Source organism: Nostoc sp. LEGE 12454 (assembly GCF_056620565.1).
This window is the reverse complement of record NZ_JBWQXL010000008.1, coordinates 53,848-68,982: the sequence shown is the minus strand read 5'-3', so window position 1 is coordinate 68,982 and position 15,135 is coordinate 53,848. Positions and strand designations below refer to the sequence as shown.

Genomic DNA, 15,135 nt, shown 5'->3' with positions numbered 1-15,135 from the left:
ATGGGCTTGATAGTGCCTCAAACCTTGTTAACTTCGTATACTTCCTGAACGGTTTCAGCAGACAGTATTAAGATTACCTGAAGCCATCAATATCATAGCCAAACAAGTTACCTTGGACTGAATACAGAGCCAGCGATCGCTCCATAGTTTTTATAATTTTAAATTCATTAATCAAGTTTTTAGAATTCAGATATATTAGTACTCAGTTTATTTTCTTGCTGCCGACATCAATTGCTGGATGTGCTGTGGTTCTTCTCCCAGCCAATCTGGATTTTGGGCAGTGCTATCGAAGACTGATGAGGTTTTGAAAGGCTCAAACTCGCCGCGTGATGCCGCTTCTGCCGTCTTTGCTAAGAGCGATCGCACCTGCTCGTTATTCATTGGCTGGAACGTTCGCACTGCTTCAAAAGCTTGCTCTAGAATCTCCATACTGTCAATTCCGGTAATCACAACCGATGTGGGCAGATTCAAAGCATAGTGTAAACATTCAATTGGCGTTACAGTATTTGACCGTAAAAGAATACCGTTTGCCAAGCTTTTCATTCCCAGAACGCCGATGTTTTGTTTAACTAGCTCTGGCACAACCAGCTTTTCAAAGCTTCGGTAGTGGGCATCCATCACATTGAGAGGCATCTGCACTGTATCAAATTTAAACCCGTTAGTCGCTGCAACTTCCAGCATGTGCAGATGAACATAGGGGTCTTTATGCCCAGTAAAACCTATATATCGGAGTTTGCCAGCTTCCCGTGCCTCAATCAAGGCAGCATTCGCGCCTTCTTCGTGAAAAACTCGATGCGGGTCTTCGTGACGCAGGATTTCGTGGTGCTGAACGAGATCGATGCAATCAACTTGCAGGCGTTGGAGTGATTCGTCTAGCTGTTTTGCTGCTGCTTTTTTAGAGCGACCATCAATTTTCGTCATCAGGAACACTTTGTCTCGATAGCCATCGCCTAGCGCTTTTCCCATGCGAATCTCGCTGACTCCACCGTTGTAATCCCAACTGTTATCCATAAAGCTGATGCCGCGATCGATCGCGGTTCTAACAATTCGGATACCTAGTTCTTCATCAACATGCTTCAAGGCGATGTGCCAACCACCCAATCCGATGGCGGAAACTTTCTCTCCTGTACTACCGATAACTCGGTATTGCATTTCTGAATTTGACGTAGTTCCTGACATGTGTTCTCCAAGTCTTTTAGCTATTACTTAAGTACATATAGCCATCTGCCAATTCAAACACAAGAGGAAGTTGACAATATCTTGCTGAAGATACACTTTTCAACCCGATCGGGAAATTCTTGAAGAAGCCAAAATATTGATGGCAATTTGCTATGTTTGAGGTAAAGAATTGAGGGTACAGCATTGCTGTACCCCTACAACATATTTGGTTCAAATAAATGAAAACTGTTGTAAAACATTAACAATTATTTGCCGCTATAAAAAAAAGCAATTTCTTTCTCTTTTAGGGGTGCGAAACCAGCATCTACAAGTAATTGGTCGAGTTCTGTTTGGGGAATGTGTTTTGCGCCAATTCGTACAATACGCGATCGCATAGTATTAGATACACCACTGCGCTGTCTATTGCTTTCTAGCGCCATAACTTTACCATAAAGTTCTAGCTTGGCAGGTGGAATGGGAGAACCATCAAAATCAATTCCCTGTGCGATCGCTTCATCAATCGCATCAGCCCCTGTAGTAGTTTGATTCCCTGGGTTAGTTTCGGTAGGCATGGTTATTTACTCTTCTTCGCTATGGGTAGATTTTACCAGTCTTGCTGACACCAAACCCGCCTACTGACTTTTTTGCTGCCGAGGATTAATTGTAATTATTTCTGTCTTGGCGTGAGAAATTTATAAAACAAAACGCTTGGGTTATTAACTCAAACGTATTGTCAATTAACCGATCGCTTCCTCTGTTTTTTGTAAACTAACTCGCCAGCGCCAAATGGCAGAAGCAATCGCCATACCCACACCCCAAGCTAAAGGCAACCAAATAATAGCCCAGTGACCACCAGGCCATTCCACATTCAATCCTGCACCCAGCCAATAAAGACCAAATCCCATCAGCAGCATTGCAGCTACAAATTTCATTGGTTTGACTGGTACTTGCTGGAGTGGCGTTCTAAATAATAAGGCAAACACAACTAAACCAAATGCCGCAAAACCAGCGCCACTAATCGCTTCTAGCCATTCACTTTCGGCAGCACCCAAAGTTACAACTGCGATCGCTACTTCTACACTATCCAACAACGCACCTTTAAAGGTGGTGACAACAGCAAACCAGTTCCAGCCAGATTGATTCTCATCTTTTGCTAGTTGCTCTTCCAGGCTATCTTCCCCGCCACCTTTACGCTTTTTGGGAAGACCGGCATAATACCTAACTATGGAACGCGTCCACTTTTGCCCAAAAAGTAGTAATAAAACTCCCGCCACAATCCTGAGAATATCTACAGGGATCAGCGTCAAACTTTTTCCTAAAACCAAAGATAGCAGTAACGTCAAGGCAATGCCACCGCCTGAACCAACTAGGGCATTACGCCAACCTGCCAACCTTCCAACAACGATGACTATACCAAGAATCTCGACTAATTCAATTAAAGAGCTAGCAAAACTAGCTAGAACAATTTCCCAATTCATAATATTTTTGATATTTGATCTTAGGGCAACACGGTTCAGTTAAGGCTAAAAGACTGATTAGTAATGTGAAATTTGGGAGTTTCAATCCGCTGCCTCATGCATTTGTTTTTTGGCTTTTTAGAACGAAAATTAGATACAAGTTTTTTCGCAACCTTAGAATTATTGCGGTAAACCCGTTGGGATAAAAATTAATCACGAGCTTGTCGCGTCGCCAAACCTCCAACAAACGCCCCTAAGATAGTTCCTGTCCATAGTCCTGTTGTGCTACCTTGCCATATTGCTCCTGGTGTCATCCAAGCGTTGCACATCTCCTTTAAACCCCAAGGTTGGTTTTGGCACTTTTGGCTATGCAGCATTATGGTGATTTGTCCACTGGTGTAAGCGCCAAAAAAACCTGATGACAGTGCTAAAAAAGTGCAAATTAAAATTTTATTTTTTGTCATTTGTCATTTGTCATTTGTCATGGGAAAAAAGACAAAGAGACAGGGGGAGAAACTTGTTCCAATTTCTCACTTAAGTTTCTTGTCCCCTTGTCTCCCCTGCTCCCCTGCTTCTTCCCCATTCCCAATCAACCTGTATTTCTCATCCCGGCTGCAATACCATTAATAGTTAACAATGCTCCTCGTAGTAACTCGCCTTTGCTGTAACGAGAATGAATTACTCCAGAGGTAGCAGTAGTATTCTGGGACTGCCGTAGACGCTTGAGTAGTGAAACTTGGATAAATCCCAAGGGGACAATTGTGCCATTACGTAACTGAACAGATCGTTGCAATACCGGATCGCCATCTAACAGTCGATTGTGATCGGTGATTTTTAAGACCAAATCCCTTGTCAGATAGAACTCGCTGGCAATTTGGTCAAACACCTTGGCAAAGCGAAGTTGATCTTCTGGTTTTGACAGTTCTTGGACGTAGTGGTGTGCCATCTGCATGTCTACTTTTGCTAAAGTCATCTCGGCTTTAGAAATCACCATCTTGAAAAAGGGCCACTTAACGTAAAAGTAGCGCAGTAATTTCAAATGTTCTTCTGGTTCTGCGTTCAAGAATTCTTGTAATGCTGTGCCAACGCCATACCAGGAAGGAAGTAAAAAGCGAGTTTGCGTCCAGCTAAATACCCAAGGAATAGCTCGCAAACTGCTTAAATCTTTTTTACCAGATGGACGGCGGGCTGGACGGGAACTAATTTGCAGTTGGCTAATTTCTTCAATGGGGGTTACTTCATGGAAGAAATCAACAAAATCAGGCTGTTCGTAGATTAAAGCACGATAATGTTGACGCGATCGCACTGCTAATTCTTCCATAATCTCATTCCAGGGTTCAATATCATCAAACCCTGTTCTTAGCAGGCTGGCTTGAATCACAGCAGTGGTGATGGTTTCCATGTGGTACAAGGCCAAGTCCACCAAGGAATATTTGGAAGCTAAAACTTCTCCTTGTTCGGTAATCTTGATTCGCCCATTGATACTATGACCAGGTTGAGCCAAAATCGCTTCGTAAGCGGGGCCGCCACCCCGTCCCACAGAACCGCCGCGTCCGTGAAAAATCCGCAAATTTAAATCGTAGTTTTCTGCTATTTGTTGCAGTGATTTTTGAGCTTTATGAATTTCCCAGTTGCTGCTTAAAAAACCAGAATCTTTGTTGCTGTCAGAATACCCCAGCATTACTTCTTGCAAGTTGAGGGTGACGGGGGAGGTAGGGGAGCAGGGGAGCACGTGGTCACTGAGCTTTGCCGAAGTGGGAGCAGGGGGGGATGAATTTTCATCGGTATCTGCTTTTGTTTGTTTGTAGCCGCCGGCCAATAAAGCGCGATATAACGGGAGTTCAAATAATTTCCGCATAACGCTTCTGGAGCGTTGTAAATCTTCTACTGTCTCAAATAAGGGGACAACTTGAATGGTTCCAACAGCGATGGCGGGGTCAAAAAGTCTGGCTTCTTTGGCTAAAAGCAATACTTCTAGCACATCGCTCACGTCGCGGCACATGCTGATAATGTAAGTTTGGCAGATGTTGAGACCAAATTCTTGTTGTAGCGATCGCACGACGCGAAAGGTTTCAATTACATCGTTGGTTTTTTCCGAAAATGGCAATTCTGCCGGAATTAGTGGTCGACGGGTTTGCAGTTCTCCTGTGAGCCAAGCAACTCTTTGCTCCTCGGAGAGTTCGTTGTAAGGTTGAGGTAATATTTGCAGGTATTCGAGGATCTCATTTAGCGCATCGGCGTGGCGAGATGATTCTTGGCGGATATCTAACTGTGTCAAGTTAAAACCAAAAATTTCTACCTGACAGATGAGATTTTCTAAATCTCGACAACTTAAACCTGTTTCTGTCAAGTTCCGCTGAATCATTCGCAGCTCTGCTAAAAAATCGGCTCCCGAAAGATACAGAGGGCTATCTTGATTTGTTGGCGTTTCCCGATTGTACAAAGCTAGATTGCGATCGCGAGTATTTTCCAACCGTTTCAGCACGTAAGCCAATTTCAGCCGATAAGGTTCTTGTCGATAACGCAGCGCCAGTGCGTCATATACTTCACTTAACTGGGACTGATCCAATTCTAGAGATTCCAGTAAGTCTGGTAAAACATCACTCCAGTGCATCGACACACTCAACAATTCAATCAGATTTTTCACTGACTGAATATATCTCCCGATCACCATTTTGCGCTGATAGCAAGCCGTTTTCCAGGTGATTTCGGGTGTGACTGATGGATTCCCGTCTCTGTCTGAGCCTACCCAAGAGCCAAAAGAGCAAAAGTTTTTACTCGGTGGTTCTAGCCAAGGAAAGGTATTAGATAGAGTGTGTTTGAAACGTTTATACAGTTGGGGAATACCATCAAATAAAACTTCTTGGAAGTAGTGCAGGGCATAATCTACTTCATCTAGCACTGTGGGTTTGAACTGGTGAAGTTCGTCTGTACGCCACCACAGGCGAATCTCTTCGAGCAATTGTTCGCGGACATCTACTGCTTCCCAAGGATATGCTCCTGGTGTAGTCCCAGAATGGTTTTCCAAGGTATCCAGTTTTTGCAAAAGTTGTACCACCTGTCGCTGCTTATCTCGGATGGTATGACGAACAATTTCCGTCGGATGCGCTGTAAAAACTAACCGCACATCCAGATGTGCAATTAGACGTTGAATTTGCTGGGGTGGTACATTCAGTTTGAATAAATAGGGAAACAAGGCAGCAAAAGTACCTTTTGGTTTGACTTGCGCCTTTTCGAGATAATCCTTTTTGAGGAAGGCTGCTGCTATTCCCTTGCTAACGGGCGCATCATCTTCTCTTTGATTGGAGGAATAGTTAACATTAGACGGTATTTCCGGCTCCATAGCCTCTGTTTCTGCTTCATAACGGCTCAATTGCTGCCTTTGTTCGTATTCCTGCTCTATGATGTTAATCAGCTGAAAATACAGAGCGAAAGCACGAGCCGCACGAATTGCTTCATTGATATTTAGTTGTTCAATTAATTTGACGGCTGAAGATGCTTGGTCATTTGTTGCTTGTCCTTCTGGCGAACATAGGTCGCGCAACTCACGCAACAAGTCTACCATATTTTGACCGCATTCTTGCCGGAGAACTGACTCCCACAATTCTTCCACTACCTGGAGACGATGACGCAAAAATAATTCCGACACCGGGTATATATCCGCAGTTTGAGACGAAGAGTATAAAAGGGAACCCATATTCTCTATTCTTGTAAAGCTAATTACTGTTTACGGTTCTAGGTTTTGCACTTAATGCTCACCGGGTTGTTCCTGAGCAAATAATTATTTGGTGTATATCTTCTCATCTTGATTGATTTCGCGTTCATCTGGGAAATCTAGATTGGGTAGGCGATCGCCTCGAAATAATTCTTCACTAGCTTCTCCTAAGGCTTCTAGTGCTCTTACTGTGGTTTTTCCAGTAATCAGCAGCAGTAATATAGACGCTGTACCTATTTGTAAAAGGAGCGATTGAGGAATGGGAAACAAATCCAGATTGGATGCGGGTTTAGGTGAAGACTGTTGGTTGGTAGGAGGCATTGCTAATTTTTGGTTATGGGAAGCATGAGTAAGAAGCAGTTAAGAGTTAGGAGTTATGAGTTAGGAGTTAAGATGACTCCAACGATAAAGGGAGGGAGTTTAATGAGATAAGCTTATTGTTTGTTTCGCCCATCAGGGGCATTAGCGTAGTGGAACACAAGTCCAGCTTTCAAGGACAAGTCATCAGCCAGTCATATAGAATTATTCTGACTCCTGGCTCCTAACTTTTAACTCTTAACTCCTAACTTCTGATTTCTGACTCCCTATTAGTAAAATAAACGCAAAACTCAACATTAGTCAGACTTGCAACCTATACAAGACTATCTTGTCCGATTTTGTGAGCTACGAAGGTAACAAAATTGTTAAAAAAAAACGTCAGAGTGTGATAGACCTATGGTTCTAGTTTACAAGTGCAGGCACTATCCCCCAACCATCGCTTCCTGTAAAGTTAACTGAGCATGAAAACAGTAGTACCAGATCGCCAGCAATCCTTAGTGCAATGGGTAAGCCAAGCAACAGGGATTAACACTTTCGGAGTGAAAGTCCGGTTGCGGGGAAATGACCTTCATATTCTTTGTGAAGGTACAGAATGTCCGCAGCGTTGGCGTACTTTGTCTGATTTGCTGCAAGCATTACAGCAAACAAACTTAGATATTCTCACAAGCAGCGAACAAACCTCAATATATCAAGTATTTGTCTATGGTCGCAGAAAAGGGGAACAGCGCCCCTCATGGTGCCATCGAGTTCACTTGAATCAAATAGATAAGCATCTCGATCAGGTGCAGCAAGCGTTGCTAGCAGACTCGGAAAAATCAAAACAACCGGGTGGGGCGCTAATTGTCTCTAACGAAAGTTTGGCACGCCAAGGGAATCCAGAAGCGATCGCTCGATATTTGAGTGAAACTTTGAGTACGCTAGGTGTATCAGTACAGGTAAAGATTAAGCCATATAAGCCCAAGAATTCTCAGCCAGAAGAAAATCGCCTGTGGATATTTTGCCAGTCGAGCTATAGCCCTGATGCATCGTTGCTTGCCGAACCTATAGCACAAAAGTTGCGTTATCTCAAGCTTTCCGGCTACCAAGATGCCGTAATCGTTTCTCAGGTGAGCGGCGAAACTGTCCCTGATTGGCTGCTGCGGGTGGATTTGACGCCACCAGAGGTGATGCTGAAAGAGTGGGCGCGTTGGGGAGATGTCCAAGCGATCGCTCGATTATTAGCTGAAGTACTATCAGGATTAAAAGTTGGCGTCCAAGTTTCTCTAAAAGAATCAACGCTACATATATTTTGTATCCCAGCTTTCGATCCTTTAGGAACTGCCCCGATCCCAGACAAAGTAGTGTGCTTAGAGGCGATTTTACCGCAGCTAGAAGCGATCGCTCCTCAAGGTATTCTCGCCGCCACTATATACGGACAAAAGGCAGGCGACAAGGAACCCACTTGGATTGATTGGCTGGCTTTACCCGCAGCCAACTATCCCGCCTTTGCTATATCACCACTTGATTTGGCAAATACTGGCGATGAACCAGCAATGGTATTTTTACTAGAGCGCTTACTCAATCCTGATTTGGATTGGCGGTTATTGACAGGTGGAACTCGCGTACTTCTACTGAACAAAAATGGTTTATTGCACATTATGTGTGATGCACCTGTTTGTCCACAGCGACAACAAGTAGCAAGTAAAATTACGCAGTTTATCCGCCAGTTAAAAATTTCCGGTATTATGGGAGTACGTATATACGGTCGCCGTGCTGGGAATAAAGAACCTTTTTGGCATTATGGCGTCGATCTTGAACATCGCCAACGTTTAGTACCAGAAGCAACCCCAGAATTTGCTGCTACTTCCATATACATTAACGATTTAGTAACATCTGAGACTAGTGAACCAATTTTGCGCCCAGACTTAACGACAGAAGAAGTTCAAAATTTTGTAACCGAAGTAGCGCGAGATTGGATAGCAACGGCGAGTTCAACTGCGAGAAAATTCCTGTTGAAAAGCCAGCTATTTACCGAAAGCAGCGATTCAGCGGAACGTAACCATGATGTTCAAGAAATTAAAATTGCTCTGGTTTGGGGAACACTAGGATTATTGCTCACTCTCCAAACTGATTGGGTATTGGGTCGAATTATTGCACCTAACACGCCCAGTTCGCCAAAAGTCGCTAGTGCCACCCTCCCATCTCCATCTTCCGAGCAAAAGGCATCTTTGACATCTGGGAAAAATCAGAGTCAGAAAACGACATTTTTTAGCAGCACTTCCAAAACAAAATCTCCTCCAAATCAGAGTTCTGTATTTAATGCTTCGGAATTTACCCAGAGTGATGATACCCCAAAAAATAATTTGGCAGCCGCACCACTGAAGGAAAAAGCAACCGCAACAGCTATTCTTTTAGCAGCGCGATCGCAGATGCCAAGTTTTAATGTCAGGCAATTAGACGAACAACTAGCACTCTATAAACAGCGTTTAGCTAGAACTGGCAGTACGCCAGATGTGTTGATTATTGGCTCCTCCCGCGCCCTCAGAGGAGTAGATCCCGCAGCACTTTCTAAAGCTTTAGCGACTCAAGGCTATCCAAATCTTGACGTATTTAACTTTGGAATTAACGGTGCTACGGCACAAGTTGTAGACTTTGTGATTCGTCACGTTCTAGAACCATCAGAACTACCAAAAATAATTATCTGGGCAGATGGTGCACGTGCTTTCAACGGTGGACGCGAGGATATTACCTTTAAATCGCTTGCGGCATCCGTTGGTTATAAGCAAGCATTCCAAAAAACAGCAACTACTGCAAATAGCAATGATTTACCAGAGAATACAGTAAATTCGGAAGAACAAAAGACAAAGGAAGAAAAACAGGAAATTAGTACTTATGAAGCCGTCAATCAATCATTAAATCAGGCTCTAGCTTCTGTTTCTACTAGCTATCAAAACCGCGACCAAATTAAAAGTTTACTGCAAAAAAAACTGCTCTTATTTGGTAAGAATCAGACAGTTACATCACAAAAACAATTGACAGACGGGACTTCAGATGAAAGTATTTCTCAGCAAGCCGTTGACTTTGATGGCTTTCTACCCTTGTCTATTCGCTTTAATCCCGCGAGATACTATCAAAAACATTCTAGAGTTCCCGGAAATTATGACAGCGACTATAAATCTTTCCAAGTAGAAGGACAGCAAGATACTGCTTTTCAAGAAGTGCTTCAGTTTACCCAGTCTCAGAAAATCTCTTTAGTATTTGTCAATATGCCTCTGACGGGAGATTATTTAGATCCAGTGCGTAAACAATATGAGCAACAATTTCAGCAATATATGTTGCGTTTGGCTACTAATCCCAACTTTATTTATCGTGATTTGAGCCAACAGTGGCCAAAAGTAAATGATTTCTTTTCCGATCCTAGCCACCTCAATCGGTTTGGTGCATACGAAGTCTCGAAAAAGCTAGCTAACGATCCGATGATTCCTTGGCCAGTGAAGTAGAGAGTAGCACTTCTCTACGAGAGGCTGCGCCAACGGCTACGCTCAGTGACCGGGGAGCAGGGAGACAAGGAGACAAAAAGGATTACTAAAGCCAATGACAAATGACTAATGACTAATGACAAATGACAAATGACTAAAAAATGAACTTTATCTCAATTTTTTATGGGTTGTTCTTATTGAGTGTGTTAGGAATTTACTGGTCTTTAGCACAACATAAATTACGATTGTGGACGCTGCTAATTGCTAGTTTGGTTTTTTATTCATCTTTGCACATCCAATACATACCATTACTATTAGCATTGACGTTTATCAATTTCCGTATAGGGCTGGCAATTGGTAACAACACATCACCAGGGAAACATTCTCTTGACTGGCAAATTTCTAATGAAGAGTGGCAATTTGCTCAAGTTGATTGGAATCGTCGCCGTCTAAAGGTTTTGTGGGTGGGTATAATTCTAAATGTTTTACTGCTATTAGCTTTTAAGTATTTTACCCCTTTATTCAAGTTTGTTTTTCATGTCCAAACAAACTCACCAGATAGCTCTTTTAAATTAATTGCACCTTTGGGAATTTCATTTTTCACCTTTGAATGTATTGCTTATTTAATAGATGTCTATCGCGGTGCCCCTGCTACTGATAATTTTCTCAAATTTGCTACGTACAAATTATTCTTTGCAAAACTGATTTCAGGGCCGATTACGCGCTACCACAACTTAGCAAATCAATTTAATACACTAGAATTACCCAATACTAATAGAGTAGCTGAAGCGCTGTGGTTGATTGCTAGGGGCGCAGTCAAAAAAGGTATTTTTGCAGACCACTTGGGAATTTTTGTAGATTTATGTTTCGGTAACTTGCAACGGGCGGGTAGTACGGATCTCTGGTTAGCTACATTCGCTTATGGCTTGCAGTTATATCTAGATTTCAACGGTTACGTAGACATTGCCCGTGGTAGTGCTATGCTTTTCGGCTTGATTCTACCTGAAAATTTCGACTTTCCTTATTTCAGTACTAATATTTCCGAATTTTGGCGGCGCTGGCATATCACTCTGGGAGATTGGCTACGTAACTATGTTTATTTTCCCTTAGGCGGTTCCCGTCGGGGTTTAGCCCGTACCTGCTGGAATTTATTTATTGTGATGCTAATTGCTGGTATCTGGCACGGTGCTGCTTTGGGTTATGTCGTTTGGGGTATACTCCACGGATTAGGTTTAGTGGTTCATCGACTTACAGATTCTATAAGCGATCGCTTTGAAACTTTAGAACAATTCTGGCAAAATCCTCTAGGTATCTTTGTCGCTTGGTTCTTAACTCAATTGATGGTTTTTACCTCTTGGATTTGGTTTCGTCTACCTAATCTCCAAGACTCTTCTTTAGTAATTCGACATCTTTGGGGTTATCCGGCTGACGCCCAGTTTGCTGAAAAGGTCTATGTGGAAGCCTTAAATATGAGCCAATCCCAACTCGCTTGGGTACTTCTAGGTTTAGCTGCGCTTATGGCTGTAGTCTATGCATTCAATCGAATGCTGAAGTTGGAGTTTAACTGGCCCCTTAAGCTTGTCTTCGTCCCCCTATGTTTTTACGCTGTTTGGTTATTAGCTCCTGAAGGCAGTTTGCCCTACATTTACTTTGATTTTTAAGTGAAACATCAGATAATATAGAGCTTATTATTTCGTTACAAATCGACAAGACTTAAAATGTTTTTCATCGGTTAATTGTAAAGAAGTGTAAAGGTAAAGAACTAGGCGATCGCGTCATTGAAAGTGATAGCTAGTTGGTTATTGAAATGGCTTAAAAAGCCTCAATCCATTACTTCGAACGCTATTGTTTATAGTAAAAAACTTTACAGTTATATGAGTTTATTAAAGAATTTTATTACAGAATATTAAGTCACAGATATCGTCAAAGTAAATTCATGTAGACTATATTTCAACAGGCGAAAATAAATCCGCTTGTTCCATATTTAACAACCCATAGCACTTATAAAACCATGACCACAACCTTACAACGGCGCTCCGACGCTAATGTATGGGATCGCTTTTGCGAGTGGATCACCAGCACTGACAACCGTATATATATTGGTTGGTTTGGTGTACTAATGATCCCAACCCTGCTAGCTGCTACCACCTGCTTCGTAATTGCCTTCATCGCTGCTCCTCCTGTGGACATCGACGGTATCCGCGAACCAGTTGCAGGTTCTTTGATCTACGGAAACAACATCATCTCTGGTGCAGTTGTTCCTTCTTCAAACGCCATCGGCTTGCACTTTTACCCAATCTGGGAAGCTGCTTCCTTAGATGAGTGGTTGTACAACGGCGGCCCTTACCAGTTGGTAGTTTTCCACTTCTTGATCGGTTGCGCTGCCTACCTGGGTCGTCAGTGGGAACTTTCTTACCGCTTAGGTATGCGTCCTTGGATCTGCGTAGCTTACAGCGCACCTTTGGCTTCCGCTACCGCAGTATTCTTGATCTACCCAATCGGTCAAGGTTCTTTCTCTGATGGTATGCCTTTGGGTATCTCTGGAACCTTCAACTTCATGATCGTGTTCCAAGCAGAACATAACATCTTGATGCACCCCTTCCACATGTTAGGTGTGGCTGGTGTATTCGGCGGTTCATTGTTCTCAGCGATGCACGGTTCGCTAGTAACTTCTTCCTTGGTGCGTGAAACCACCGAAACCGAGTCCCTTAACTACGGTTACAAATTCGGTCAAGAAGAAGAAACCTACAACATCGTTGCAGCCCACGGCTACTTCGGTCGGTTAATCTTCCAATACGCTTCCTTCAATAACAGCCGTTCACTGCACTTCTTCTTAGCAGCTTGGCCTGTCGTCGGTATCTGGTTCACCGCTTTGGGTATCAGCACGATGGCATTCAACCTGAACGGTTTCAACTTCAACCAATCAATCATTGACTCCCAAGGTCGCGTCATCAGCACCTGGGCAGACGTAATCAACCGCGCTAACTTGGGTATGGAAGTAATGCATGAGCGTAACGCTCACAACTTCCCCCTAGACTTAGCTGCTGGTGAAATTACTCCTGTAGCTCTGACTGCTCCTGCTATCAACGGTTAATTCTGAAGATTCTTAAGTATTAGCTAAATAAAAAGCGCCCTCCAGAGATGGGGGGCATTTTTTAGTTGTAATTATTTTAAAACCAATCGTTTAATAAATCTGATTACGTAGAAGGCGCACCGGAATTAGTAGCAGAAGTAGCAGCCAGTAGTGCATCTATTGATTTGTACGACAAAAGACGCGCCTACCGTCGCAACGCAGTGCAGGAATATATCGTTTGGCAAACTTTAGAGAATAAACTCGATTGGTTCTGTTTGCAAAATGGTGAATATTTACCACTTGTGCCAGATGCAGATGGTGTGATTCAAAGTAAAGTATTTCCAGGTTTGTGGTTAGCTGTCACGTCACTAATCACAGGAGATATGACAAAAGTTTTAGCAGTACTGCAACAAGGGTTAAATTCAAAAGAACACGCTGAGTTTGTTGAGCGTTTAGCTTAATAAAACTTAAAAATAATGTCTTGAAAAATACAAATCATTAATGTAAAACGTGATATTAGGAGCCGGGAAAGTTTTCCCTTTTTTCAGACAGTCTCCCTTGGGAAATTAGTTAATAGCATTTTTGGTGTGAGGTAATTTTAGAGAGTCCCGGCTATTAGGGGGAAGGTTATTTGGCGAAAGTCTTTGAAAACAGCTTAATTTTCAATTCTTAAAAATTGGAAAAGTTTGTTGTCAGCGATTTATAAACGACACAGTTATGACCACAACTTTAGGAAGAAGCGAAAGCGGCAACCTGTGGGATCGTTTCTGTCAATGGATTACTAGCACCGACAATCGGCTTTATATTGGCTGGTTCGGCGTTTTAATGATTCCTACCCTATTAACCGCTACCATCTGTTTCATTATTGCCTTTATTGCTGCACCACCCGTTGATATTGACGGTATTCGGGAGCCAGTTTCTGGTTCTTTATTATACGGCAATAACATCATCACTGGTGCTGTTGTACCTACATCTAATGCCATTGGTTTGCACTTTTACCCCATTTGGGAAGCTGCTTCAATGGATGAATGGCTCTACAACGGTGGCCCTTATCAACTCATTGTCTTGCACTTCTTGATTGGTATCTTCTGCTGGCTTGGTCGGCAATGGGAGTTAAGCTATCGTCTGGGGATGCGTCCCTGGATTTGCGTTGCTTACTCCGCTCCTGTCGCTGCTGCGACTTCTGTCTTTTTAATTTACCCAATTGGTCAAGGTAGCTTTTCTGACGGGATGCCTCTGGGCATTAGTGGCACATTTAACTTCATGTTCGTATTCCAAGCCGAGCATAACATCCTCATGCACCCATTCCATCAACTGGGCGTAGCGGCGGTGTTTGGTGGTTCGCTGTTCTGCGCGATGCACGGTTCTTTGGTGACTTCCTCTTTAGTTAGAGAAACGACTGAAAGTGAATCTCAAAACTACGGATACAAGTTTGGTCAAGAACAAGAAACCTATAGCATCGTAGCGGCTCACGGTTACTTTGGGCGGTTAATTTGGCAATATGCCAGCTTTAACAACTCGCGTTCCTTGCACTTTTTCTTGGCTGCTTGGCCTGTAGTTGGGATCTGGTTGACGGCATTGGGCATCAGTACGATGGCGTTCAACCTCAACGGGTTTAACTTTAACCAATCAGTTCTTGACTCTAAAGGTCATGTTGTTAATACATGGGCAGATGTCCTAAACCGTGCCAATTTAGGTATAGAAGTGATGCACGAGCGCAATGCTCACAACTTCCCCCTGGATTTGGCGGCGGGTGAGGTAGTACCAGTGGCAACGATGTCTACGACGGGCGTAGCTCCGGCACCTGTAATTCACGGTTAATTGTAAGTTAAAATTCACTGCGCTCTCTGTTGTATAGAGGGCGCTTTTTTCGTGCCTGAAGCTATAGTTATACAAATATTTACACAGATAAATTATAAAAAAAATATCTGGTGTATTTGGGTACAATTACTAAAT

10 protein-coding genes and 1 pseudogene are annotated in these 15,135 nt (G+C 43.0%); 5 read left to right on the top strand and 6 right to left on the bottom strand.

The window, feature by feature from the left end; all coding sequences use genetic code 11:
* Positions 1-207 precede the first annotated feature (207 nt).
* The 6 genes from AC1F2U_RS11075 to AC1F2U_RS11050 form a co-directional block, all read right to left on the bottom strand.
* Positions 208-1,179, bottom strand: coding sequence for an aldo/keto reductase (locus AC1F2U_RS11075; RefSeq protein ID WP_480261175.1), 972 nt, complete (start codon positions 1,177-1,179; stop codon positions 208-210).
* A 245-nt stretch (positions 1,180-1,424) separates the two neighbouring features.
* Positions 1,425-1,730 (bottom strand): small RNA NsiR4-regulated ssr1528 family protein, encoded by a 306-nt coding sequence (locus AC1F2U_RS11070; protein WP_480261174.1) that lies wholly within the window; start codon positions 1,728-1,730, stop codon positions 1,425-1,427.
* A 165-nt stretch (positions 1,731-1,895) separates the two neighbouring features.
* Positions 1,896-2,636, bottom strand: a complete 741-nt coding sequence (locus tag AC1F2U_RS11065; protein WP_480261173.1) for a COG4280 domain-containing protein — start codon at positions 2,634-2,636, stop codon at positions 1,896-1,898.
* A gap of 188 nt (positions 2,637-2,824) precedes the next feature.
* Positions 2,825-3,079 (bottom strand): hypothetical protein, encoded by a 255-nt coding sequence (locus AC1F2U_RS11060; protein ID WP_480261171.1) that lies wholly within the window; start codon positions 3,077-3,079, stop codon positions 2,825-2,827.
* Between the two features lie 125 nt (positions 3,080-3,204).
* On the bottom strand, positions 3,205-6,312 hold the full coding sequence (locus AC1F2U_RS11055; protein ID WP_480261170.1) for a phosphoenolpyruvate carboxylase: 3,108 nt from the start codon (positions 6,310-6,312) through the stop codon (positions 3,205-3,207).
* 84 nt (positions 6,313-6,396) lie between these two features.
* Entirely contained in the window at positions 6,397-6,651 is a 255-nt protein-coding gene (locus AC1F2U_RS11050; RefSeq protein WP_480261168.1) for a hypothetical protein, read from the bottom strand.
* A gap of 458 nt (positions 6,652-7,109) precedes the next feature.
* Between AC1F2U_RS11050 and AC1F2U_RS11045 the strand changes: the two genes are divergently transcribed.
* From AC1F2U_RS11045 to psbA (AC1F2U_RS11025), 5 genes and pseudogenes are all read left to right on the top strand, one after another.
* A complete protein-coding gene (locus AC1F2U_RS11045) occupies positions 7,110-10,127 on the top strand; it encodes a DUF1574 family protein (protein WP_480261167.1) in 3,018 nt (1,005 codons plus the stop codon).
* Between the two features lie 140 nt (positions 10,128-10,267).
* The gene (locus AC1F2U_RS11040; RefSeq protein WP_480261165.1) at positions 10,268-11,767 is read left to right on the top strand and encodes an MBOAT family O-acyltransferase; all 1,500 of its coding nucleotides are present in this window, start codon (positions 10,268-10,270) and stop codon (positions 11,765-11,767) included.
* A 350-nt stretch (positions 11,768-12,117) separates the two neighbouring features.
* Positions 12,118-13,200 (top strand): photosystem II q(b) protein, encoded by a 1,083-nt coding sequence (gene psbA / locus AC1F2U_RS11035; protein ID WP_480261162.1) that lies wholly within the window; start codon positions 12,118-12,120, stop codon positions 13,198-13,200.
* A 101-nt stretch (positions 13,201-13,301) separates the two neighbouring features.
* Positions 13,302-13,640: pseudogene (locus tag AC1F2U_RS11030) on the top strand (Uma2 family endonuclease); the annotation flags it as partial.
* A 256-nt stretch (positions 13,641-13,896) separates the two neighbouring features.
* Entirely contained in the window at positions 13,897-15,000 is a 1,104-nt protein-coding gene (psbA, locus tag AC1F2U_RS11025; protein ID WP_480261161.1) for a photosystem II q(b) protein, read from the top strand.
* The last annotated feature ends 135 nt before the right edge of the window (positions 15,001-15,135 follow it).